Source organism: Streptomyces cyaneochromogenes (assembly GCF_003963535.1).
Lineage (GTDB): Bacteria > Actinomycetota > Actinomycetes > Streptomycetales > Streptomycetaceae > Streptomyces > Streptomyces shaanxiensis.
In genome coordinates this window covers 3,300,071-3,322,582 of record NZ_CP034539.1, presented here as the reverse complement: position 1 = coordinate 3,322,582, position 22,512 = coordinate 3,300,071, and the positions used below count along the sequence as shown (strand labels likewise).

At 72.0% G+C, this 22,512-nt stretch carries 20 protein-coding genes; 8 read left to right on the top strand and 12 right to left on the bottom strand.

What is annotated here, in order from left to right; genetic code table 11:
* Positions 1-359 precede the first annotated feature (359 nt).
* A complete protein-coding gene (locus EJ357_RS14815; RefSeq protein WP_126392070.1) occupies positions 360-1,517 on the top strand; it encodes an alkaline phosphatase PhoX in 1,158 nt (385 codons plus the stop codon).
* Positions 1,518-1,608: 91 nt separating this feature from the next.
* A complete protein-coding gene (locus tag EJ357_RS14810; protein WP_126392069.1) occupies positions 1,609-2,082 on the top strand; it encodes an excalibur calcium-binding domain-containing protein in 474 nt (157 codons plus the stop codon).
* A gap of 49 nt (positions 2,083-2,131) precedes the next feature.
* Here the strand turns inward: EJ357_RS14810 and EJ357_RS14805 are convergent, their stop codons facing one another.
* Complete coding sequence (locus EJ357_RS14805; RefSeq protein WP_126392068.1) at positions 2,132-2,380, bottom strand: hypothetical protein; 249 nt, start codon at positions 2,378-2,380, stop codon at positions 2,132-2,134.
* Entirely contained in the window at positions 2,377-3,711 is a 1,335-nt protein-coding gene (locus tag EJ357_RS14800) for a S8 family peptidase (RefSeq protein ID WP_126392067.1), read from the bottom strand. The genes EJ357_RS14805 and EJ357_RS14800 overlap by 4 nt, the downstream gene beginning before the upstream one ends.
* A gap of 318 nt (positions 3,712-4,029) precedes the next feature.
* On the opposite strand from EJ357_RS14800, the gene EJ357_RS14795 reads away from it, so the two are divergent.
* Positions 4,030-4,956: an oxidoreductase gene (locus tag EJ357_RS14795; RefSeq protein WP_126392066.1), complete on the top strand. Its 927-nt coding sequence runs from the start codon at positions 4,030-4,032 to the stop codon at positions 4,954-4,956.
* Between the two features lie 35 nt (positions 4,957-4,991).
* Here the strand turns inward: EJ357_RS14795 and EJ357_RS14790 are convergent, their stop codons facing one another.
* The 5 genes from EJ357_RS14790 to EJ357_RS14770 all read right to left on the bottom strand — a co-directional run bounded on the left by EJ357_RS14790 (position 4,992) and on the right by EJ357_RS14770 (position 10,647).
* Complete coding sequence (locus EJ357_RS14790) at positions 4,992-5,759, bottom strand: SDR family NAD(P)-dependent oxidoreductase (protein WP_126392065.1); 768 nt, start codon at positions 5,757-5,759, stop codon at positions 4,992-4,994.
* Positions 5,760-5,832: 73 nt separating this feature from the next.
* Positions 5,833-6,417 (bottom strand): TetR/AcrR family transcriptional regulator, encoded by a 585-nt coding sequence (locus EJ357_RS14785; RefSeq protein ID WP_126392064.1) that lies wholly within the window; start codon positions 6,415-6,417, stop codon positions 5,833-5,835.
* A 56-nt stretch (positions 6,418-6,473) separates the two neighbouring features.
* A complete protein-coding gene (nirD, locus tag EJ357_RS14780) occupies positions 6,474-6,824 on the bottom strand; it encodes a nitrite reductase small subunit NirD (RefSeq protein WP_126392063.1) in 351 nt (116 codons plus the stop codon).
* Positions 6,821-9,424 (bottom strand): nitrite reductase large subunit NirB, encoded by a 2,604-nt coding sequence (nirB, locus tag EJ357_RS14775; protein ID WP_126392062.1) that lies wholly within the window; start codon positions 9,422-9,424, stop codon positions 6,821-6,823. The genes nirD and nirB overlap by 4 nt, the downstream gene beginning before the upstream one ends.
* Complete coding sequence (locus EJ357_RS14770; protein ID WP_126392061.1) at positions 9,424-10,647, bottom strand: NAD(P)/FAD-dependent oxidoreductase; 1,224 nt, start codon at positions 10,645-10,647, stop codon at positions 9,424-9,426. The genes nirB and EJ357_RS14770 overlap by 1 nt, the downstream gene beginning before the upstream one ends.
* 322 nt (positions 10,648-10,969) lie before the next feature.
* On the opposite strand from EJ357_RS14770, the gene EJ357_RS14765 reads away from it, so the two are divergent.
* A complete protein-coding gene (locus EJ357_RS14765) occupies positions 10,970-11,752 on the top strand; it encodes a sulfite exporter TauE/SafE family protein (RefSeq protein WP_126392060.1) in 783 nt (260 codons plus the stop codon).
* A 105-nt stretch (positions 11,753-11,857) separates the two neighbouring features.
* Here the strand turns inward: EJ357_RS14765 and EJ357_RS14760 are convergent, their stop codons facing one another.
* Positions 11,858-12,787, bottom strand: coding sequence for an NAD(P)-dependent oxidoreductase (locus tag EJ357_RS14760; RefSeq protein ID WP_126392059.1), 930 nt, complete (start codon positions 12,785-12,787; stop codon positions 11,858-11,860).
* A 96-nt stretch (positions 12,788-12,883) separates the two neighbouring features.
* Between EJ357_RS14760 and EJ357_RS14755 the strand changes: the two genes are divergently transcribed.
* On the top strand, positions 12,884-13,285 hold the full coding sequence (locus EJ357_RS14755) for a winged helix-turn-helix transcriptional regulator (protein ID WP_126392058.1): 402 nt from the start codon (positions 12,884-12,886) through the stop codon (positions 13,283-13,285).
* Here the strand turns inward: EJ357_RS14755 and EJ357_RS14750 are convergent.
* The 3 genes from EJ357_RS14750 to EJ357_RS14740 form a co-directional block, all read right to left on the bottom strand.
* Complete coding sequence (locus tag EJ357_RS14750) at positions 13,223-13,942, bottom strand: class F sortase (RefSeq protein WP_126392057.1); 720 nt, start codon at positions 13,940-13,942, stop codon at positions 13,223-13,225. The genes EJ357_RS14755 and EJ357_RS14750 overlap by 63 nt on opposite strands.
* Before the next feature lie 117 nt (positions 13,943-14,059).
* Positions 14,060-14,578 carry a hypothetical protein gene (locus EJ357_RS14745; protein WP_126392056.1) on the bottom strand — a complete coding sequence of 173 codons (519 nt, stop codon included), beginning with the start codon at positions 14,576-14,578 and terminating at the stop codon, positions 14,060-14,062.
* A gap of 386 nt (positions 14,579-14,964) precedes the next feature.
* A complete protein-coding gene (locus tag EJ357_RS14740; RefSeq protein WP_126392055.1) occupies positions 14,965-16,611 on the bottom strand; it encodes a M4 family metallopeptidase in 1,647 nt (548 codons plus the stop codon).
* Positions 16,612-16,722: 111 nt separating this feature from the next.
* On the opposite strand from EJ357_RS14740, the gene EJ357_RS14735 reads away from it, so the two are divergent.
* Positions 16,723-17,154 (top strand): gamma-glutamylcyclotransferase family protein, encoded by a 432-nt coding sequence (locus tag EJ357_RS14735; protein ID WP_126392054.1) that lies wholly within the window; start codon positions 16,723-16,725, stop codon positions 17,152-17,154.
* A 25-nt stretch (positions 17,155-17,179) separates the two neighbouring features.
* Here EJ357_RS14735 and EJ357_RS14730 read toward each other — a convergent pair whose 3' ends face one another.
* The gene (locus tag EJ357_RS14730) at positions 17,180-19,402 is read right to left on the bottom strand and encodes a molybdopterin oxidoreductase family protein (RefSeq protein ID WP_126392053.1); all 2,223 of its coding nucleotides are present in this window, start codon (positions 19,400-19,402) and stop codon (positions 17,180-17,182) included.
* Positions 19,403-19,727: 325 nt separating this feature from the next.
* Between EJ357_RS14730 and EJ357_RS14725 the strand changes: the two genes are divergently transcribed.
* Complete coding sequence (locus EJ357_RS14725) at positions 19,728-21,266, top strand: amino acid adenylation domain-containing protein (protein ID WP_126392052.1); 1,539 nt, start codon at positions 19,728-19,730, stop codon at positions 21,264-21,266.
* Entirely contained in the window at positions 21,263-22,510 is a 1,248-nt protein-coding gene (locus EJ357_RS14720) for a ferredoxin reductase domain-containing protein (RefSeq protein WP_126392051.1), read from the top strand. Before EJ357_RS14725 ends, EJ357_RS14720 begins: the two co-directional genes overlap by 4 nt.
* The last annotated feature ends 2 nt before the right edge of the window (positions 22,511-22,512 follow it).

Below are 22,512 nucleotides of genomic sequence, written 5' to 3'. Positions count from 1 at the left end.
CAGGGGGGCGGATACGCGCGGCCGTGCTTACGGGGTGCAGGCGGGCCGCGGCACTCGGGAGGGCCCATGCGCGTGGGTGAGTTCAGGAGTGCGGATGGCCGCGGCGGTACTCGGGCGGGCGCAACCCGCGAGGCCACGCGAGGGGCGCATATAGGTGGCTGCACTCCGGGGAGTGCGCGCGGGTAGCACTCAACTGAGCACTCGTGGGCGGTACTTAGGCAGCACCCAGGCACGCCGTCCGATGGTCATGCGTTGGCCACGGCCCGTCCACCATGCGGCCCTAGGTTCCATGCCGCCCCACAGGCACGACCCCCGCCGCCGACCGGCGGCGGGGCGGTACTCCACCTCTTGGAGTGAGAGTGGAACGTCGTAACCTCCTGCGTGCGGCCGTCCTCGGCGGCTCTGCCGCCGTCTTCGGCGGAACCCTGTGGCGCGGCGCCGCGTACGCCGCGCCCGCCCAGCCCGGCCCCAGCCCCTACGGGCCGCTCGGCTCCCCCGACGCCAACGGCATCAGACTCCCCAGCGGCTTCACCAGCCGGGTCATCGCCCGATCCGGCCAGACGGTCTCCGGAACGTCGTACACCTGGCACAACGCCCCTGACGGCGGCGCCTGCTACGCCGACGGCAGCGGCTGGATCTACGTCTCCAACTCGGAGATCAACCCGTCCGGCGGCGCGAGCGCGGTGAAGTTCTCGTCGACCGGCGCGATCACGGGCGCGTACCGCATCCTGTCCAACACCCGGCAGAACTGCGCCGGCGGCAAGACCCCGTGGAACACCTGGCTGTCCTGCGAGGAGGTCTCCCTCGGCTACGTCTACGAGACCGACCCGTGGGGCGTCAACGCGGCGACCCGCCGGGACGCGATGGGCCGCTTCAAGCACGAGGCGGCCGCCGCCGACCCGGTGCGCCAGGTGATCTACCTGACCGAGGACGAGTCCAACGGCCGCTTCTACCGCTTCGTCCCGACGACCTGGGGCAACCTGTCGTCCGGCACGCTCCAGGTCATGGTCGCGGGCTCCGGCACCTCGGGCTCCTTCAGCTGGGCGAACGTCCCCGACCCCGACGGCTCCCCGACCGCCACCCGCTCCCAGGTCTCGGGCTCCAAGTCCTTCAACGGCGGCGAGGGTTGCCACTACGCCGACGACACGGTCTGGTTCACGACCAAGGGCGACAACCGCGTCTGGCAGCTCAACCTCACCAACAGCACCTACGAGTTGGCGTACGACGACTCCCTCGTCAACGGCACGGCCCCCCTCACCGGCGTCGACAACATCACCGGGTCCTCCTCCGGCGACCTCTTCGTCGCCGAGGACGGCGGCAACATGGAGATCTGCCTGATCACGCCGGACGACATCGTCGCCACGTTCCTGCGCATCGACGGCCAGTCGAGCTCGGAGATCACGGGCCCGGCGTTCTCGCCGAACGGGGCACGGCTGTACTTCTCCAGCCAGCGGGGGACGAGCGGCAGTTCGTCGGGCGGGATCACCTATGAGGTGACGGGGCCGTTCCGCTCGTAGCGACAGTGGTCACGAAATAGACACATCACATCCACATTCGGAGGACGGGATTTACGGTCATCCCCTCACGCAACACCAGTGGGGGGATGACATGACCAATCCGTACACCGCACCACACATGCCGCAGCCGCCTCACCGCCCGGCGCCGGGATGGGCCCGGAAACGCTACGTACTGCCCGCGCTCGCCCTGGCCTTCTTCGTGGGCATCGGCGCGGGCGGCACCTCCGGCGAGGACTCGAAGAACACCGAGGCGAAGCCGACAGCGGCGTCACCGCGGCCCACGGTCACGGTCACGGCGACCGCGACGGCGCCGGCGGAGGAACCCGAACCGGCGCCGACCGTGACGGCCACGAAGACGATCAAGGTCACCAGGACGGTCACCGCGGCGCCCGCTGCCGACAGCGGTGCCGGCTCCGGCGACAGCGGCGACTCGTCCGGCGACGCCGTCTACTACGCCAACTGCAGCGAGGCCCGTGCGGCCGGTGCCGCCCCGGTCCACCGGGGCGAGCCCGGCTACGCCTCCCACCTGGACCGCGACAACGACGGGGTGGGCTGCGACAGCTGACGGGCAGACGGTTGCCCCGGTCCGAGGATCCGGGGCAACCGTCTCGGTCTCACTGGATCGGCGAGTCCGGTGGGGGGAGGCGGATGGTGAGTTCGCGGTCGAGGGACTCGACGCCGTCGATCGCCTCCAAAGCCGGTATCCGGTCCTCCGGGACGGTGCCGGAGAGGGTCCCGAGGATCGGCTGCTCGCCCGTGACCGTCAGGCCCTCCCGCCGCAGGGCTTCGACGACTTCCGCGAACCGGTCGGGGTCGACCGCGAGGATGACCCCGACCGGGGCGGGTTGGGGGGACTCGTTCACGGGGCCTGGAGCAGGCCCGAACCGACGTCCCTGACGGGCTGCGTGAGCGGATACGCGCTGGACAGCAAGGCTGCCTTGAGCTGGGCCGCGGTAGCGTTGGGGTTCGCCTCGGCGAGCAGGGCGAGGACACCCGCGACGTGCGGTGTGGCCATGCTCGTGCCCTTCAGCTCCTGGTACCCGCCGCCAGGGGCGGCCGAGCGTATGTCCCAGCCGGGCGCGGCGATGTTGACCTCGCCTCCCTGGCCGTTGATGCCGCCGTTGGAGAAGAAGGCCGGTGCGATCGCCTTGTCGAGCGCGCCCACCGCCAGGATCGACGGACAGTTGGCGGGTCGGCTGACGGGGTCGATGTCCTGGGGCCGGTTGCTGTCGTTGCCCGCGGCAGCGACGATCACCGTACCGCGCTCGAACGCGCGCTTGGCCAGGATCTCGTACGTCTGCGGGAAGAGCTCGTTCTTGCGGACCGGTGCGCCCAGCGACATGGAGATCACTCGCGCGCCGCGGGCGATCGCCCAGGCCATGCCCGCCAGGATCTGGCCGTCTGTGCCGGTACCCCGGTTGCTGAGCACCTTCCCGGCGAGGATCCGGGCGTCGCAGGCCACGCCGTAGCGGGGCTGCTGCTGGGGGTTCTTCGGGCCGGCGACGGTGCCGATGCAGTGCGTGCCGTGGCCGTTGGAGTCCTCGACCGACTCGCCGAGCACGAACGACATCGTCTCTTCGAGACAGCCGACCAGGTCCGGATGGTCGGTGTCCACACCGGTGTCGAGGACGGCGACCTTCACGCCGCGTCCGGTCAGGTGGGACAGGTTGGCCCGGATCGCCTGCAGGCCCCAGGTCCAGGTCTTCTCGTCCCAGGCCGGGCCCTGAGCCACGGCCATCTCGGCCCTGGAGTGGCGGGCGACGACTTCCTCGTCGCTGCGGTACGCCGGGAAGAACTCGGTCGGCGCCTGCGTCGGGGCGGTGATCGGCATGGCGTACACCATGCGTTCCGGTTCCGCCGCGATGATCGACGGGTCGGCCTCGGCCGTGGTGACCAGCGCGTGGCGCTGGTCGGGCCGCACCTCGACGACGGCGGCGCCGAGTTCCTCGAAGTGCACCGAGACATCGGGGCGCTCGAGGAGTTCGGCTATGTTCGCGGTTTCGGTTCCTCGGACACGCTCGACCGACGCGATGTCGGCGGTGGAACGCAGCGCGTTCAGCCCGCTCTCCTGATTGCTCGGGTCGAGCAGGACCACGTACCGGCCGGTGTACTCCGTACGCTGATCCGGGCTGTGGCCATTGGGCCGGTCGGGCTGCCCGCCGAAGGAGCGCCTGTCCATGGGTCCGTTCGCCATTGAATTTCCCGCTTTCTGTGTGCTTCCCCCCGTTGGTTGGACGCACGCCGATGCACGGTGCGGCAGGTAGCCGGAGTGGTGGACTGCGGTCCGGTCGTGTATCGACGCGAAATGCCGTCGCCGACAAGGGCGTCCCTTGCCGGGCTCGCGGCACGACCCCCTCGAAAACGTTCGCACCGGACACCTCGGCCCGCAACCGACGGACGTCGGACCGTGACCACGAGCGGTGACGACTCCCCGCCGGTGCCGGCGGGCGATCACGCCGCGCACCCCACCCTCGTAGGCTGAACCGAGGTGGCCACCGGAAGGAGCTTCGTCATGTCCGGCTGGAAGGCGTACGACATCCCCGACCAGGGCGGCCGGGTCGCCGTCGTCACCGGGGCCAACAGTGGGCTCGGGTACGTCACGGCACGGGAGCTGGCGCGCAGGGGTGCGCGGGTGGTGCTCGCGTGCCGGAGTGAGGCGCGGGGCGTGGCGGCGGTGGAGCGACTCCGGGCCGAAGTGCCGGGCACGCAGGCGGAGTTGCGGCTGCTGGACCTCGCAGACCTCGGTTCCGTGTGGGAGTTCGCCGCGTCGTTCCCGGGCGACCGTCTCGACCTGCTCGTGAACAACGCCGGGGTGATGGCGTTGCCGTACGGCACGACGGTGGACGGCTTCGAGACGCAGTTCGGCGTCAACCACCTCGGGCACTTCGCGCTCACCGGCCTGCTGCTGCCCGCGCTGCTCGGGACTCCGGACGCGCGGGTGGTGACCGTCTCCAGCCCCGTGCACGCGATGGCCAACATCGACATCGGTGACCTCAACAGCGAGCGCCGGTACCGACGTTGGATCGCCTACGCCCGGTCCAAGACCGCCAACCTGCTCTTCACGCACGAGCTGGCGCGCAGGCTCGCGGCCCAGGGGGCGGGGGTGGTGGCGGCCGCCGCCCATCCCGGGTACGCGGACACCAACCTGCAGACCGCGGGGCCGCGCATGGCGGGGCGCCGGGCAGGCGAGCGCCTCATGCGGTTCGGCAACCGCGTCTTCGCCCAGTCCGCCGAGGCCGGCGCCCTGCCCACCCTGTACGCCGCCACCGCCCCCGGCGTCCGCCCCGACTCCTTCACCGGCCCGTCCTTCGCCGGCTGGCGCGGCTCACCCGCCCCGTCCTGGCGGGCTCCCTGGACCCTCGACGACCGGGCGGGCGAACTGCTGTGGGCGGAGTCGGAGCGATTGACCGGGGTGACGTACGAGGCCCTGAAGGTGTGAGCGAACCCCTGGGCGTGCGCTCAGGCCGCGTGCGCTCAGGCCGTCGCGCCGCTGTCCACCACCAGGTCGGTGCCGACCACGGACGTGGCGTCGTCCGAGGCCAGGTAGAGCACCGCCGCGGCCACCTCGTGCGTGGTCGAGACGCGGCCGAGGGGGAGGGTGGTGCGGGCGCGGTCGGCCCGGTCGGACTCCGTCTCGCCGGGGAGCAGGGACATGGGTGTGTCCACGGCGCCGGGGCTGACCGCGTTGATGCGGACGCCGTCGCGGATGTGGTCGAGGGCGGCGCCCCTGGTGAGGACGGAGATGGCGGCCTTGGAGGCGGCGTAGGCGGCGGTGCCGGGGTGACGGGCGTGCACGCCGAAGATGGAGGCGATGTTGACGATCGCGCCGCCGTTCGGCTGGGTGCGCATCTGCTGGATCTCGGCCTGCAGGGCGAGGAACACGCCCGTGACGTTGATGTCGAGCTGCTCTCGCCAGGCCGTCTGTGAAAGCTCGGCCAGCGGCGCGCCCCCGCGGAAGACGCCCGCGTTGTTGACGGCCACGTCGAGCGTGCCGAAGCGGTCCACGGCGGCGTCGACGACGGCCTGGATCTCGTCCGCGGCGGTGACGTCGGCGGTGACCGCCAGCGCCTTGCCCCCGGCTTCCTCGATCAGGGCCATTGTCTCGTCGAGCGGCTCCCTCCTGCGTCCCGCCACGACGACCTGTGCGCCCTCCGAGGCGAAGGCCACAGCGATCGCCCGTCCTATCCCCGAGCCCGCTCCGGTGACGAGGGCGGTCCTGCCGGTGAAACGAGTGCTGGTCATGATCTCCCCTTATTCTTGACCGATCGATCCAATATGGCGGCAAAAAAAGGGGCGCCGCCCGACCCCGAAAGGCTCAGTCGAGCAGCGCCAGTGCCTGCTCCGCCGCGTCCCGCACCCGCGCCGGGTCCGAGGACGCCTTCCCGACCACGCGCAGGCCCTGCAGCAGTACCAGCAGCAGACGTGCGAGCGTGAGCGGATCGCGGCCGGCCGGCAGTTCGCCCTGTGCCTGTGCGCGGACCAGCGTCGAGTGCAGCACGGTCTCCAACTGGTCCCAGTTGCGCTCGACGCTGCGCGCGGCGGCCGGGTCGTGCGGGGCGAGTTCGGCCGCCGCGTTGGTGACCATGCAGCCGTTCAGTCGTAGCCGCTCGTCGGACGCCTCGGTCGCATACCGTCGCACGAGTGCGCGTACGGCCGACAGCGCGGGCCCCGGCTGGGACAGCTCCCGCACGATCGGCGGGAGCCCGGCCCGGTCGTAGCGCTCCAGCGCCTTCAGGTAGAGCTCGTGCTTGTTTCCGAAGGTCGCGTAGATGCTGGCGCGGCCGATGCCGAGGTGCTCGACGAGGTCGGACATCGACGTCGCCTCGTATCCGCGCTGCCAGAACAGCTCCAGGGCTGCCTGCAGCGCGGCTTCGGGATCGAACTCCTTGGTCCTGGCCACGTGCTGCAGCCTAGGATTTTCTGGAACGATCGGTCAAGCTCGGTCGAGCTGAGGGGTCAGGACGTACGGATCTCGTACGTCGCCACCCGCACCGTCTCGTCGTCCAGGCACTGCCCGGACTCCAGGTCGAACCGCTGCTTCAGCAGGGGCGAGGCCACGAACGGGCGGCCCTGGTGGCTGCCGGTCAGGCCGCGGGAGAGCACCGCCGCCCCACCGAACGGGTCGCGGTTGTCGATGGCGTACAGCCGGCCCGCGCGGTCGCGGAAGAGGGCCACCTGGCTGCCGTCCGGCAGCAGGGCCGCCACACCGCGGCCGGGGAGCAGCCGGGGCAGGTCGCAGACCGTCAGCCAGTCCTCGCCCAGGCGTACCTGGACCTTCAGGTCGGTCGTCTCGGGTGCCAGGGTCATCGCTGGGCGCTTCCTTCCAGGGGGCGCTGGCCGATGGTCAGCAGCGGCAGGTCGGGCTTGATCTGGTCGCGCTCGGGGACGAAGCCGACGACCGGGTCGGGGGTGTCGGGCGCGTTGATGAAGGAGACGAAGCGGGCCAGCTTCTCCGGGTCCTTGATGGTCTCCGCCCACTCGTCGCGGTAGTTCGCGACATGGGCCGCCATCAGCGACTCCAGCTCCTCGCAGATGCCGAGGGAGTCCTCGACGACCACGTCGCGCACGTGGTCCAGGCCGCCGGGGATCCGCTCCAGCCACACGCTCGTGCGCTCCAGGCGGTCCGCGGTGCGGATGTAGAACATCAGGAAGCGGTCGATCAGGCGGATCAGCTCGGCGTCGGACAGATCCTGGGCGAGGAGGTCCGCGTGGCGCGGGGTCGCGCCGCCGTTGCCGCCGACGTAGAGGTTCCAGCCGGCCGCGGTGGCGATCACGCCGAAGTCCTTCGACTGGGCCTCCGCGCACTCGCGCTGGCAGCCGGAGACCGCCGACTTCAGCTTGTGCGGGGAGCGCAGACCCCGGTAGCGCAGCTCCAGGTCGATCGCCATCCGGACCGAGTCCTGGACGCCGTAGCGGCACCAGGTCTGGCCGACGCAGGACTTCACGGTGCGCAGCGCCTTGCCGTACGCGTGCCCGGACTCGAAGCCCGCGTCCACCAACCGCGCCCAGATCAGCGGGAGTTGCTCCACCCGCGCGCCGAACATGTCGATCCGCTGGCCGCCGGTGATCTTCGTGTAGAGGCCGAAGTCGCGGGCGATCTCGCCGATCACGATCAGGCCCTCCGGCGTGATCTCACCACCGGCGATCCGCGGTACGACGGAGTACGAGCCGTTCTTCTGGATGTTGGCGAGGAAGTGGTCGTTGCTGTCCTGCAGCGCCGCCTGCTCGCCGTCCAGGACATAGCCGCTCGCGCCGATCGTCGGGGCGAGCGAGGCGATGATCGAGCCGACCGCCGGCTTGCAGACCTCGCAGCCGTCGCCGCCCCGGGCGCCGTCGCGGCCGTAGCGGTCGAGGAGGTCCTGGTAGGTGTTGATGCGCAGGGCGAGGACGATCTCGTACAGCTCCTCGCGGGTCTGCGCGAAGCAGCCGCACAGGCCCTTGTCGACCTCGACGCCGGACGCCTCCAGCTCCGCGTTGATCAGCTGGCCGAGGACCTTGACGCAACTGCCGCAGGTCGTACCGGCCTTGGTGCACTTCTTCACCTCGGGCACGGTCGTGCACTGATGGTCGGTGACCGCGCCGCGGATCGTGCCCTTGGTGACGTTGTTGCAGGAGCAGATGATCGCCTCGTCCGGCAGCGCGGACGGGCCGAGCTGGGCGGGCGCCCCGGCGCCGGCCGGCAGCACCAGCGACTCGGGCGAGACCGGCGGGACCGAGCCGGTGAACGCCTTCAGCGTGCCGTACGCCTCCGCGTCGCCGACCAGGATGCCGCCGAGCAGCGTGCCGTCGCGGCCGATGACCAGCTTCTTGTACAGGCCGGCGCGGGAGTCGGAGTACACGACGTCCAGGCAGTCCTCGGCGGTGCCGTGCGCGTCGCCGAAGGACGCCACGTCGACGCCGAGGAGCTTCAGCTTGGTGGAGAGGTCGGCGCCGGTGAAGGTCAGCTGCTCCGACTCGTCGGCGGCGATCGTGGCGGCGGCCGTCTCGGCCTGCTCGTACCCCGGGGCCACCAGGCCGTACACCCGGCCGTCGGAGGCCAGTGCGCACTCGCCGATCGCGAAGACGTGCGGGTCGGCGACCGTGCGGCACTGCTCGTCGACAGTGATACCGCCGCGCTCGCCGACCGTCAGGCCGCAGTCGCGGGCCAGCTGGTCGCGGGGGCGGACACCGGCGGAGAACACCACCAGGTCGGTGGCGAGTTCGGAGCCGTCGGAGAGCTTCATGCCGGTGACCGCGCCGGACTCGTCGATGACGATCTCCTGCGTGCCGACGCCCGTGTGGACGGTCAGGCCCATCTCCTCGATGGTCCGCAGCAGCGCGGCGCCACCGCCCTCGTCGACCTGGACCGGCATCAGCCGGGGCGCGAACTCCACGATGTGGGAGGTGAGCCCGAGACCCTTGAGCGCACCGGCGGCCTCGAGACCCAGCAGACCGCCGCCGACCACGGCACCGGTCGTGCGGGTCTTGGCGTACTCCTCGATGGCGAGGAGGTCGTCGATCGTGCGGTAGACGAAGCAGCCCTCGGCGTCCTTGTTCGGGACCGGCGGCACGAAGGGGAAGGAGCCGGTGGCGAGGACGAGGGTGTCGTACGTGAAGACCTTGCCGGACCTGGCCGTGACCTGCCTCGTCTCGCGGTCGACCGCCTCGGCCGGGTCGCCGACGTACAGCTCGATGCCGTGGTCGTTGATGAACTCCATGTCGGTCATGGAGAGGTCCTCGGGCGTCTTGCCCGAGAAGTACGAAGTGAGGGCGACGCGGTCGTACGCGGGACGCGGCTCCTCGCACAGCACGACCACGCGGTGCGTGGCGGTCAGGCCGCGCGCGGCGAGCGCTTCGAGGAAGCGCTGGCCGACCATGCCATGGCCGACGAGCACGATTGTGGGGGTGACCCCGAGGGCGGCGGTCATCAGGAGCCTCCATCGTTGGTGAGCAGGTGGAGCAGGGGGCCGTCGTCGGGGAGCGGCTCTGCTCCCTCCCAGGCGCGGGCGAGCGCGCCGACGGTGCCGAGTTCGCCGACGAGAACCCCGCCGACCAGGCGGTCGTCGCGGACGACGACCTTGCGGTAGGTGCCGCGGGTGGCGTCCGCGAGCTGCACGACGTCGTCCCCGGGCAGCGGCTCGGTCTCGCCGAAGGCGGCGAGGTCGAAGGGGGAGTCGTGCCCGACGAGCGTGAGCCGGGTCAGCGCGCGGGTGCCGGTGTAACGGGCGCCCGCGTCACCGGCCTCGCCGGCCAGCAGCTCGGCCAGCACCTCGGCCTGTTCGAGCGCCGGGGTGGCGAGTCCGTAGACGGTGCCGTCGTGCTGGACGCAGTCGCCTATGGCCCGGATGTGCGGGTCGGACGTACGGAGCTCGTCGTCGACGACGATCCCCTTGCGCACATCGAGGCCGGCGGCCTGTGCGAGGCCCGCGCGCGGGTGGACCCCGCAGGCCAGGACCACGAGGTCGGCGTCGAGGGCGTACCCGTCGGCCATCTCCACCGAACGGACCGCGCCGGCGACGCAGCGCACGTCACGCACCCGGCACTCGGTGTGGATCTCGACGCCGAGGTCCTTGAGGTGCCGCTTGACCAGCTTCGACGCGCTCGGGTCGAGCTGGCGCTCCATGAGCCGCTCGCCCTGCTGGGCCAGCACCACCTGCGCGCCGCGCTGGGCGAGCGCGCGGGCCGCGGAGACCCCGAGGAGCCCGCCGCCGATGACGACCGCCCGGACCCCCGGCCGTACGGCCTTCGAAAGCCCCAGGCAGTCGTCCATCGTCCGGAACGCGTGCACACCCTCGGGCAGCACGCGGTCGGGGGTGAACAGACCGCGCAGGGGCGGGAGCACCGGGTTGGAGCCGGTGGCCAGCACGAGTGTGTCGTATGCGATCTCCGAGCCGTCCGCGAGATGTACGGCTCGCATCTCGCGGTCGATGCCCGTGACCTGGCCGCGCACCAGCTCCGCGGGCGCCGGGAGGGCGATCACATCGGGGCTGTACCGTCCGGCCAGCACCTCGGCGAGCAGCACCCGGTTGTACGGGCGGTGCTCCTCGTCGCCGACGAGCGTCACGGGCGTGCCCAGCTCGCCGAGCCGCCGGGCGAGTCGTACGCCCGCGAGTCCGGCGCCGATCACCACCACACGCGTATTCGAGGTCATGTCCAGGAGCGTGCGATGCGGGTGTTACCCGACCGCATCACATCTGTTTCCCGCGAGGAACGCTGCCCTCAGCGGGGGCCGTGGACCGGTGTGAGGGTTCGGCGGGGGCGGTGGGGTCCGGCTGTGAGGTCGTTCGGGAAGGCAGGGGCGGGGCCGACCCCACCCGGGGTTTCCGTGCAGCCACCATCGTCTACGAAGATCCCGGTTCCCGGCCCGAGCCCGGCCCGCCCGGGACTCCGCCGCGAACCCACCGAACCTCCGAACCTCAGATACTCCTCATGTACATGGACCGTGCACGCATCATCCGCCTAGGGTCGCGATCATGCCCGACATATCGCTGACCACGTTCGTCGTCCTGTGTCTCGCGGCCCTCGCGGCCGGCTGGATCGACGCCGTGGTCGGCGGCGGAGGCCTCCTCCTGCTCCCGGCCCTGCTGCTCGGCCTCCCCGCGAGCACCCCGGCCGCGTACGCGCTCGGCACCAACAAGGCGGTCGCGATCGTCGGCACGACGGGCGCCGCGGTCACCTACGCCCGCAAGGCACCCGTGGACGTGCGCCTCGCCGTACGCATCGGACTGGCGGCGCTCGCGGGCTCCTCCGCCGGTGCCTTCTTCGCGGCCGGCATGAGCACCGAGGTGCTGAAGCCCGTGATCATGGTGGTGCTGCTCGCCGTCGCCGCCTTCGTGATCCTGCGCCCCGCCTTCGGCACGGCCCCGGCGACGGGCCCGGCCACCCGCCGCCAGATCCTCGCCGCGATCGGCCTCGCCGGCCTGGGCATCGGCTTCTACGACGGCCTGATCGGCCCCGGCACCGGCACGTTCCTGGTCCTCGCCCTGACCGCCGTACTCCACCTCGACCTCGTCACCGCCTCCGCCACCGCCAAGATCGTCAACTGCTGCACCAACGCCGGCGCCCTGGCCACCTTCGCCTGGCAGGGCACGGTCCTGTGGCAACTGGCCGCGGTGATGGCGGTGTTCAACCTGGCGGGCGGCACGCTGGGGGCCCGTACGGCGCTGAAGAAGGGCAGCGGTTTCGTCCGGGGCGTGCTGCTGACGGTGGTGTTCGCGCTGGTGGCGAAGCTGGCGTACGAGCAGTGGATCGCCTAGCGGCAGATGCCCGCGGAGGAAGGGGCGTCACTGGTCCAGCACCTGTCGGCCCGTCAGGCGGGGGGGGCGACGAAGCCCCCAGGGCACGCCCCCGAAGGCACCCGCCTACCGACCGCCCGGCGCGCCCCCGCCCCGCGCATCGAGCAGTTCGACCGCACCGGTGGTGTCCTCGGTGCCGTGCCCCTCGGCCTGCCACCGCTCCAGCAGGGCCATGTACGGCGTCAGCAGCTCCGGGCTCACGCCCTGCTCCTCGGCGGTGGCCAGCAGGGTGGCGTTGCCCGCGACCTGCATCGCGAGGTTGGAGACGACGTCCTTGCCGTAGTCGCCGCTCTGCAACTGGTCGGCGGCCTTGAGCGCGTTGGGCGCCATCGCGCCGAGCCACGACACGAGCAGCGGCGCGAAGTCCTTCGGTGCGATGTCCTCCTGCCGGATCAGCGCGAAGGCGTGCAGCACGCCCGCGAACATGCCGCTCATCGCGCTCAGCAACGCCACGTCGTGCAGCGCAGCGAAGCCCGGGTCCGCGCCGACGTAGCGAGTGCCGGCCGGGACGGCGAGGGTGTCGCCGTGCTCCTCGAAGAGGCCGGGCGAGCCGCTGTAGAAGACGTACGCCCCCGACTCCGCGTGCCCGATCATCGGCGGTACGGCCATGATCCCCGCGTCCAGGAAACGAGCGCCCCGTGCTTCGGCCCAGGTGGCGCGGGCACGGCCCTGGGCGGGTGTCCCGGTGGTGAGGTTCACCAGGTCACGGCCGGTCAGGTCGGCATCGCCGAGGGCCTCGCCGACCGAGGCGTCGTCCAGCAGACAGACGACGACCAGCCGGTTCGCGGCCACCGCCTCGGCGGCGCTCGCGGCGACCGTCGCACCCTCGGCGGCCAGCGGCTCGGCGCGGGCCGCGGTGCGGTTCCAGACGGTCACGGGGTGTCCGGCGGCGAGCCAGGCGCGGGCCAGGGCGACGCCCATGGCGCCGGTGCCGAGAAGGGTGAGAGGAGTGGGAGAGGTGAGGGAGGTTCGCGGGGCAACCGGGCTGTCAGTCATGACGGTTAGGCTCGTCGCAGGGTACGGCCCGCTCAAGTACGCACTTCGGAGTGGGTGGTTACCTCGGGGAAAGAGTCCTGACAGGGGAGGGGCAGCATGCCGATCGGACGACGGCCGGGGGCGTACGTCTGCGGGACCGACGCGGCGATGGACGTGATCGGCGGCAAGTGGAAGGTGCTGATCCTCTGGGAGCTGATCGAGCGCCCGCGCCGTTTCGGCGAGCTGCGCCGCGAGCTCCCGGGCGTGACCGAGAAGGTCCTCGCCGCCCAGCTGCGCGAACTGGAGGCCGACGGCATCGTGCACCGGAGGGCGTACGACGAGGTGCCGCCGCGCGTCGAGTACTCCCTGACACCGCGGGGCACCTCGCTCAACGACGCCCTGGCGCCGCTCGCGGCCTGGGGCCGGGAGAACATCCTGGATGACCGTGCGCAGGGGTCAGCGGCTGCCGGTGAGGTGCGCGAAGACGACGACGTTGCCCTGGTAGCCGGTCGTCCGTGAGTAGCCGCCGCCGCAGGTGATCACCCGCAGCTCGGGGCGCGGCGCCGCGCCGTACACCTTCTCGTCCGGGAAGCCCTTCGCGTCGTACACCTCGACCGCGTCCACGGAGAACAGCGCCGTGCCGCCGTCCCGCCGGTCCACCTCGATGGTGCTGCCCTTCCTCAGGGCGCCGAGGCGGTAGAAGACGGCGGGCCCGTCGGCGTTGTCGACGTGCCCGGCGACGATCGCGGTGCCGGTCTCGCCGGGCGTGGTGCCGGCCTCGTACCAGCCGGCCAGGTTCTTCCGCTCGGCGGGCGGCACGTCGAGGCTGCCCGTCTTCGTCAGGCCCAGGCCCATGAGAGGGGCGTCGACGCGGATCGCGGGGATGCGGATGCGGTCGGGAGGGGAGGGCGGGAGCGCGGGGGCGGCGGGGCGCGTGGCGTTCGGGGAGCGCGGCTCGGCGTGCGGACCACGGGTTTCCGCGGCCCGCCCGGTCTCCTCCGCCCGCCCGTTCTCCCCGGCCCGCTCGGACTGCCCGTCCCCTCGCCCCTGCGCGGCCGACGGCTGTGGCGGGGCGTGTGTCTCGTCGCCGTCGCTCAGCAGCCAGGCGCCGGAGCACAGGGCGAGGACGGTGACGGCGGCTATGGCGGCGTTGCCGACGCCGCGGTGACTGCGCACGCGAGCCTCCTGAAAGCTCTGCCGGGTCGCCCGATCCCCCTCCGGGCCGCGAGGGGCGTCGGACCCGGAGGGGGAGGGGACGTGCGGTACCGGTGGACGGACAGCGGAGGGTGTCCGTCAGATCCCGTCGCCTCTCGCCCGGCGATGCAGGAGCCAGGTACCGCCCGCGGCGGCGACGGCGAGAGCCGTCACGCCGGCCGCGGTCTGCACGGGGTCGTCGTCGCCGAGAGCGCCGCCGACCCCCGTCTTCACACTTCCTCTCGGATGCACCTGCTCGCTCGGGGCCGTCAGGGTGACCACCAGGTCCCCGCTCACCCGACGGCCGCCTTCGGCGCAGGTGGCGACGATCTCGTACGTCCCCGGCTGTGCGCTCGGCGGCACCCGGAACCGCCCGCTCGCGTCCTGCTCGTCCGAGCCCGGCGCCAGGGTGAACGCACCGGCGCCCACGGCGCTGGCGTCGCCCGCCGCACCGCCGTCCCGGCAAGCGGCCGTTTCCACGCTCACCTGCCCACCCGGCACGACCGGGGACGGGGACAGCTCCAGGCCGCCACCGTCGCCGTACGCGGGCGTGACGACGAGACCGGCGGTGCCGACAGCCAGCGCGGTCCCGGCCAGCAGACGGGCGGTACGTCGCATCGATGCTCCTCCGAGCTCACGGACTCACGACCCGCGACACCCCCATGTGCCGCCGCCTCGGCCGAGCCCCTGCCCTTCCGAGGTAAGAGGCAGCCGGGCGGGAGCGCTTCCTGAGGAAACGTCAAAAATAGGGTGAATGGGTGTCGGAGGGAGCGCGCGGGATCGCGGACGCGGAGGCGTTTCAGCAGGTCATCGCGGCTTGCCGGGGGTCCCGCGGAAGAGAACCGGATGGGCGCGGGGTGAGGGGTGTGAACGGGTGACCGGGCGGGCTGGAATCGGCGTGAGTCCAGCCGACCCAGGGGCGCGGGGAACTGCGCGACCGGCCACATACGACCCGCAGCCGGCCACGCAGCTCACCCCGACGGCGCTGTCCCGAGCCCCGCGGCTCAGCCCACGTTCACCGCACTCCACGCCGCCGCCACAGCGGAGCGCTCCGCACTGTCGGCCCCGTACAGATCCCGCGCCGCGTTCAGCGTCGCCGTCCGCGCACCCGCGTACTTCGTCGAGGACGTCATGTAGACGGTCAGCGCCCGGTACCAGATCGCCCCGAGCTTGTCCCGCCCGATCCCGTCCACCGAAGAGCCGTTGCAGGTGGGCGAGTTGTAACTGACACCGTTGACGGTCTTCGCCCCACTCCCCTCGGCGAGCAGATAGGCGAAGTGGTTGCCGACGCCGGACGAGTAGTGGACGTCGAGGTCAGCTGTGGTCGTGCTCCAGCAGTCCACCGAGACACCGTCCTTGGACGGCTTGTCCATGTACCGCAGGGCGTCCCGCCCCAGCCCCGACCGCACGATCTTCTCGCCGATCAGATAGTCGCCCGGATCCGAGGAGTTGCCCGCGTGGAACTCCACCAGTGTGCCGAAGATGTCGGAGGTCGCCTCGTTCAGCCCGCCGGACTCGCCCGAGTACGTCAGCGCCGCGGTCTTCGACGTCACGCCGTGCGTCATCTCGTGCCCGGCCACGTCCAGCGACACCAGCGGACCGAGCTGGGTGCCGTCACCGTCGCCGTACGTCATGCAGAAGCAACTGTCGTCCCAGAAGGCGTTGTTGTAGGCGTTGCCGTAGTGCACGCGGTTGAACGAGCCCTTGCCGTCCCCCGCGATGCCCTTGCGGCCGTGGACGTCCTCGTAGTAGTCCCACGTCACGTCCGTGCCGTACTGCGCGTCCACCGCGACGGTCGACCGGTCGGTCGCCGCACCCGTGCCCCAGTGGTTGTCGGCGTCCGTGAACACCGTCGCCGGGGCGCGGCTGAGGCAGACGGTCAGCAGGCACAGGTCGGTCTTGTTCGCGGCGTCACCGGTGTAAGTGCCGCCGCGCGTCGCGTCCTTGAGCTGGTACGTCGATCCCGACCGCGTCGTCTCCAGCGGCACCGTGCCGCCGTACAGGGACTTCCCGTCGCCCGAGGCGGTCTCGATGCTGTCCCACGCGTCGATCTCCGCGCCGGTGCGGGCGTCGGTCAGCACCGTGCGGGCGACCGGGTTGCCGAGCGAGTCCTGGGCGGCGGCGTCGGTCCGCCAGGCCAGCTTCGGGGTGCCGTGCAGGGCGTCGACGACCAGCTGGGGCTTGGACGTCAGCCGCTTGAGCGTCTCGCCGACGTTCGCGGCGCGCAGCGCGGTCGCCGCGAGGTCGGCCGCCTTCGGTGCGGAGACCTTGGGGGTGATGCTCGACAGGGAGAGGGTGCCCGCGGTGGCGCGGGAGGCGCTGCGGTATGTGCCGTCCTTGGCCAGGTGGAGAACGAAGTCGCCGCCGAGGACGGGGAGTTGGCGGTAGGTACGGTCGTAGCGCACATGCTGTGTGCCGTCCGCGTCCACGACCACGTCCCGCACGGTGGTGTCCTGCGCGGCGGTCAGCCCGAGGCTCGCCGCGCGGTCCGCCAGGACGGACGCCGCGTTCTCGAGCGCGGTGGCCCTGGTCGGACTGTCGTCCGCACCGGCGGTGGGGGAGAGTGCCGTGGCCAACAGGCCGGCGGCGGTGACGGCGAGGCCCGCCTGGGCGAGACGGGAACCTCGGATGTACGGCCGTATTCGGCTCATCGGTCTCCTTGAAGCTTGGCGGCGCGGAGGATGACCAAGATTCAAGGGGCCGTGCACATGCCATGGCCAGGGTGAATACGTGGAGGTGTGTGAGGGGAGAGAATCGTTCCTGTGAGCCCCTCTCCCCGACTTCCGTTCTTCGTCTACGGCACCCTGCGCCCCGGCGAGCCCAACCACGACGCCTTTCTGCGCGACCGCACGCTCGCGGAGGAACCGGCACGGCTGGTCGGGGCGTTGCTGTACGACGGCCCGGGCTACCCGTACGCCGTGGAGGAACCGGGCGGCGGCACCGTGCACGGCGACCTCGTCACCGCCCGCCCCGAGGAGTACCCCGCGCTGCTCGCCGCCCTCGACCACCTGGAGGAGTACGCCCCGGACGACCCGCGCAACCTCTACGAACGCGTCGCCCGCGAGGTGGTCCGCGACGCGGACGGAACGGCCGTACGGGCGTGGGTGTATGTCGCCGCCCCGTCGGTGGCCGCGCGCCTGCGCAGGCGCGGCAACCTCATCGCGGGCGGCGACTGGGCGGTCCGCTCCGGTTGATCCCTGGGCGTCGCTCCAGGGACGCCTACGACTTGACGGCTTCCACCCGCACCGCACACGCCTTGAACTCCGGCATCCGCGACGTCGGATCCAGCGCCGGGTTGGTCAGGGTGTTGGCGCGGCCCTCGCCCGGCCAGTGGAACGGCATGAAGACGGTGTCCGGACGGATGCCGGTCGTGATGCGGGCGGGGGCGACCGCCCGGCCCCGGCGCGAGATCACGGCCACCGGATCGCCCTCGGCCGCCCCGAGGCGTGCCGCCAGCCGGGGGTGGAGTTCCACGAACGGGCCCGGTGCGGCGTTGTTCAGCTCGTCGACGCGGCGGGTCTGGGCGCCGGACTGGTACTGCGCCACGACCCGGCCGGTCGTCAGCAGCACCGGGTACTCGTCGTCGGGTTCCTCGGCGACGGCGCGGTGCGAGACGGGGACGAACCGCGCCCGCCCGTCGGGGGTGGCGAACCGGTCGAGGAAGAGGCGGGGCGTGCCGGGGTGCACCGCGTCGTCCGTACCGTCCGTGGGCGCGTCGGTCTCGGCGTCCCGCGTCGGGTCGTCGGCTCCCGCGAGCGCGTCCAACGAGGCGTCCTCGGAGTCCTGGGAGTCCTGGGAGCCGGCCGAGCCGTCATGGACGGCTGCCGGCGCCGGGCACGGCCAGAACACGCCGTTCTCCTCCACCAGCCTCCGGTACGTGATCCCCGAGTAGTCCGCGGGCCCGCCGGCGCTCGCCCGGCGCAGCTCCTCGAAGACCTCCTCGGGGTCCGTCGGGAAGCCCTTCTCCAGGCCCTTCTCGCCGCCCAGCCGCGCCGCGAGCTCGTGCATGACCTCCAGGTCGCTGCGGATGCCCTCGGGCGGGGTGATCGCGCGCCTGCGGAGCAGCACGCGGCCCTCCAGGTTGGTCGTCGTCCCCGTCTCCTCGGCCCACTGCGTGACCGGCAGGACGACGTCCGCGAGCTCCGCCGTCTCCGACAGCACGACGTCACAGACGGCGAGGAAGTCGAGCGACCTGATGCGCTCCTCGATGTGCGCGGCACGCGGCGCCGACACCACCGGGTTCGAGGCCATCAGCAGCAGGGCCCTGATGTCCGTACCCAGCGCGTCGAGCAGCTCGTACGCACTGCGCCCCGGCCCCGGCAGGCTGTCCGGGTCCACACCCCACACCTCCGCGACATGCCGCCGCGCAGCCGGGTCGTCCAGCTTGCGGTAGCCGGGCAACTGGTCGGCTTTCTGGCCGTGTTCGCGCCCGCCCTGGCCGTTGCCCTGCCCGGTGAGGCAGCCGTATCCGGACAGCGGGCGGCCCGCCCGTCCCGTCGCCAGGCACAGGTTGATCCACGCGCCCACGGTGTCGGTGCCCTTGGACTGCTGCTCGGGCCCGCGCGCGGTCAGCACCATCGCGTGCTCCGGCTCGCAGAACAGCTGTACGGTCTCCCGGAGTTGGGGAACGGACACCCCCGTGATCCGCTCCACGTACTCCGGCCAGTGCGCCATCGCCGCTGCCCGCGCCTCCTCCCAGCCGACCGTGCGCTCCTGGACGTACTCCTCGTCGACCCGCCCCTCGGCGACGACCAGGTGCAGCAGGCCGAGGGCGAGCGCGAGGTCGGTGCCGGGGCGGGGCGCCAGGTGCAGGTCGGCCTGCTCGGCGGTCCTGGTGCGGCGCGGGTCGATGACGATGAGCTTGCCGCCGTTCTCGCGCAGCTCGCTGAAGTAGCGGAGCGAGGGAGGCATCGTCTCCGCGAGGTTGGAGCCGACCAGGATGACGCAGCCCGTCTTCGGGATGTCCTCCAGCGGGAACGGCAGCCCCCGGTCGAGCCCGAAGGCCTTGATTCCGGCCGCTGCCGCCGACGACATGCAGAAACGCCCGTTGTAGTCGATCTGCGAGGTGCCGAGCACGATCCTCGCGAACTTGCCGAGGCTGTACGCCTTCTCGTTCGTCAGGCCGCCACCGCCGAAGACCCCGCACGCGTCCGGGCCATGTTCCGTACGCGTGCGGCCCAGGCCCTCGGCGATGCGGTCCAGCGCCTCGTCCCAGCTCGCCGGCACGAGCGTGCCGCCCGACCGCACCAGCGGCGAGGTCAGCCGGACGCCCTGGGCCAGCACCGCGGGCGCCGTACGGCCCTTGCCGCACAGCGCTCCCTTGTTCACCGGGAAGTCCGGGCGCTCGACCACCGCGACACCCCCGTCCTGCTGGGGCGTGAGGTTCATTCCGCACTGCAGGGCGCAGTACGGGCAGTGCGTGGGCGTCGCGGAGTTCGGCATACCGTCCAGCGTGAGTCGGACGTGTTACGTGCGGCACGGCTCCCTGTTACGCGGCCGGGACGGTGACCTCCCCGTCGCCGCCCGGCCGCCGTGAGGCGCACAGGCGCCCCGCATGGAGTCGCCGCCGGGCGGTACGAAAGTTGCCGCTGATGTGAAAGAGGCCACATGTGGCTCATTCAGTCTCGTAGTTGGCCGATCACGCCTTGTTGAGAGTTGAAGAGTCGGAGCTACAGTCGTGCGCACGTCCAGCACTGCGCTAGCGCTGTACGACGCATGGACTCCGCACGGCATTCGACATTCGAAAAAGCCAGGAGGTCCCCACGTCATGCCCCTGCGCACCCCCGGCCCGCTGGGCCATCTCACCCCCCGTGACCAGCGCCTGTTCTGGCAGTACGGTCGCGGCCCCACCGTCCCCGTCCCCGACCCGCTCGTCCACCGTGCCGTCGAACGGCAGGCCGCGGCCGCCCCGCACGCCGTCGCCGCCGAGCACCTGGGCGACCGCATCACCTACGGCGAGCTGGACCGGCACGCCGACGCCCTCGCCGCCCGGCTGGCCCGCGAGGGCGTCCGTCCCGGTGATCACGTCGGCCTCTTCGTGCGCCGCTCGATCCCGATGCTCGTCGGCCTGCTCGGCATCCTGAAGGCGGGCGCCGCCTACGTCCCCCAGGACATCGGCCTCACGCCCCCGGACCAGCTCGCCCATGTCGTCCGCACCGCCCGTACCCGCGTCGTCCTCACGGTCGCCGAGCACGCCCACCGCGTGCCGCTGCCCGACGGCCACCTGATGATCACGCTGGACGAGCCACAGCCGTACGGCACGAGACCGCGCACCCGGACGGGGCCCGACGACGGCTGCTACGTCCTGTTCACCTCGGGCACCACCGGCCGCCCCAACGGGGTGAAGGTCACCCACCGCAACGTCGCCAACATCCTCCTCACCGAACCCGGCGGCCTCGGCATCCGCCCCGGCGACCGGGTCGCTCAGCTGCTCAACGTCGCCTTCGACATGGCCGCCTGGGAGATCCTCGGCTGTCTCACCCACGGCGGCACCCTCGTGATCCGCGGCAAGGACATCGCGGCGGCGGCCCGTACGGCCGACGTCATCGTCGCGACCCCGACCGTGCTGTCCGGCATCGATCCGGCGGCCTGCCCGCGCGTCCGCACGGTCGCCGTCGCCGGTGAGCCCTGCCCGCGCCCGCTCGCCGACCGATGGGCCCGCACCGCCGCCTTCCACAACTGCTGCGGCCCGACCGAGACGACCATCGTCAACACGATGCAGCGCCACCGCCCGTCCGACCCGCTGCTCAGCATCGGCCGCCCCACCCCCAACAACACGGTCTACGTTCTCGACGCGGGCCGCCGCCCGCTGCCCATCGGCGAGGTGGGGGAGATGTGGGCGGGCGGCGACTGCGTGTCGGCCGGGTATCTCGGCAACGACGCGCTCAATGCCGAGCGCTACGCCCCGGACCCGTTCCTGGGCGCCGGCCGCCGTATGTTCCGCACCCGCGACCTCGGCCGCTGGACCCCCGACGGCACACTCGAACACCTCGGCCGCACCGACGACCAGGTCAAGGTGCGCGGCTTCCGGGTCGAGCTCGACTCCGTCTCCTCGGTACTGGAGCGGGTGGAGGGCTGTCTGCGCGCCGTGACCCTGAAGCGGGATTCGCGCACCCTCGTCTCCTTCGTCTGCCCGGCGGACGTCGACCCGGACACGGCCCGGCGCGCGGTGGCGGACGCCCTGCCGTACTACTGCGTCCCCGAACATGTCATGCCCCTGCCTTTCCTGCCGGAGACCGACCGCGGCAAGATCGACAAGCAGGCGCTGCTGCGGATGGTCGAGGAGCGCATGGCGGTGGCCCGATGACCACCTTCCTGCGCCGCGAGGCCGTCGAACTGCCCCCGCTCACCTCGCTCCCACGCCGCCTGCTCAAGCACCCCCGCCTGATGCACTACAACCGGCTGGCGGCACTGGTCCTCACCGCGAACCTGGCCTTCCTGTGGGCGAGCTGGGTCCCGTCCCCGCAGACCATGGGCCGCGCGGCCCTCGCCGACCTCGCGCTCGCCGTCCTCGTGCGCCAGCAGTACGTCATCAACCTCTTCTTCCGGCTGGCGACCTGGGCGCCGCCCACCTGGCCGCTGAAGATCCGCTGGACGCTGGGCAAGGTGTACCACTTCGGCGGACTGCACGTCGGCGGGGCGCTGGCGGGCGCGGCCTGGTTCCTGGCGCTGACGCTCACCGGGGCCGACGGCCCGTCGGCGGTGGTGAGCTGGACCCTCGTCGCACTCCTCGCCGTGATCGTCGCCACCGCCCTGCCGCCCTTCCGCTCCCGCCACCACGACCACTTCGAGAAGATCCACCGCTTCGGCGGCTGGAGCGCCCTCGCCCTCTTCTGGGCGCACACGCTCCTGTCCACGCCGGGCCCGGTGGAGGTGTCCGTCCTTGCGGTCGTCACCTTCAGCGTTGCCCTGCCCTGGCTACGGCTGCGCAAGGTCCCCGTACGCCTCGAACGCCCCTCCCCGCACGTGGTCCTCGCCCGCTTCGACCACGGCGAGACCCCCTTCGCGGGCTCCTCCACGGCGATCAGCCGCAGCCCGCTCACCGAGTGGCACTCCTTCGCCAACGTCCCGGCCCCCGGCGAGTCCGGCTTCCGGCTCACCATCTCGCGCGCCGGGGACTGGACCGGGTCGTTCATCGACGACCTGCCGCCGAAGGTGTGGGTCAAGGGCATCACCACGGCGGGCGTCGCCAACATCGAGACCCTGTTCAAGAAGGTGGTCTACGTCGCCACCGGCAGCGGCATCGGCCCCTGTCTGCCCCATCTACTGGCCGCCGAGGTCCCCGCCCGCCTGGTCTGGGCGACCCGCGACCCCCGGACCACCTACGGCGACGACCTGGTCGACGAGATCCTCGCCGTCCAGCCGCACGCCCTGGTCTGGGACACCTCCCGGCACGGCAAGCCGGACATGGTGCGGCTCGCCTACGAGGCGTACCGGGACTTCGGGGCCGAGGCCGTCATCTGCATCTCCAACAAGAAGCTCACCTGGCAGGTGGTGCACGGCCTGGAGCGGCGCGGGATACCGGCGTACGGCGCGATCTGGGACTCGTAGAC

Coding starts and splice junctions, on each gene's coding strand:
- EJ357_RS14800 (WP_126392067.1), bottom strand. CDS start 3,711: ATGGCGAACGGACCCATGGACAGGCGCTCCTTCGGCGGGCAGCCCGAC.
- EJ357_RS14755 (WP_126392058.1), top strand. CDS start 12,884: ATGCCGATCGGACGACGGCCGGGGGCGTACGTCTGCGGGACCGACGCG.
- EJ357_RS14740 (WP_126392055.1), bottom strand. CDS start 16,611: ATGAGCCGAATACGGCCGTACATCCGAGGTTCCCGTCTCGCCCAGGCG.
- EJ357_RS14765 (WP_126392060.1), top strand. CDS start 10,970: ATGCCCGACATATCGCTGACCACGTTCGTCGTCCTGTGTCTCGCGGCC.
- EJ357_RS14810 (WP_126392069.1), top strand. CDS start 1,609: ATGACCAATCCGTACACCGCACCACACATGCCGCAGCCGCCTCACCGC.
- EJ357_RS14790 (WP_126392065.1), bottom strand. CDS start 5,759: ATGACCAGCACTCGTTTCACCGGCAGGACCGCCCTCGTCACCGGAGCG.
- EJ357_RS14760 (WP_126392059.1), bottom strand. CDS start 12,787: ATGACTGACAGCCCGGTTGCCCCGCGAACCTCCCTCACCTCTCCCACT.
- nirB (WP_126392062.1), bottom strand. CDS start 9,424: ATGACCGCCGCCCTCGGGGTCACCCCCACAATCGTGCTCGTCGGCCAT.
- EJ357_RS14730 (WP_126392053.1), bottom strand. CDS start 19,402: ATGCCGAACTCCGCGACGCCCACGCACTGCCCGTACTGCGCCCTGCAG.
- EJ357_RS14725 (WP_126392052.1), top strand. CDS start 19,728: ATGCCCCTGCGCACCCCCGGCCCGCTGGGCCATCTCACCCCCCGTGAC.
- EJ357_RS14770 (WP_126392061.1), bottom strand. CDS start 10,647: ATGACCTCGAATACGCGTGTGGTGGTGATCGGCGCCGGACTCGCGGGC.
- EJ357_RS14795 (WP_126392066.1), top strand. CDS start 4,030: ATGTCCGGCTGGAAGGCGTACGACATCCCCGACCAGGGCGGCCGGGTC.
- nirD (WP_126392063.1), bottom strand. CDS start 6,824: ATGACCCTGGCACCCGAGACGACCGACCTGAAGGTCCAGGTACGCCTG.
- EJ357_RS14745 (WP_126392056.1), bottom strand. CDS start 14,578: ATGCGACGTACCGCCCGTCTGCTGGCCGGGACCGCGCTGGCTGTCGGC.
- EJ357_RS14720 (WP_126392051.1), top strand. CDS start 21,263: ATGACCACCTTCCTGCGCCGCGAGGCCGTCGAACTGCCCCCGCTCACC.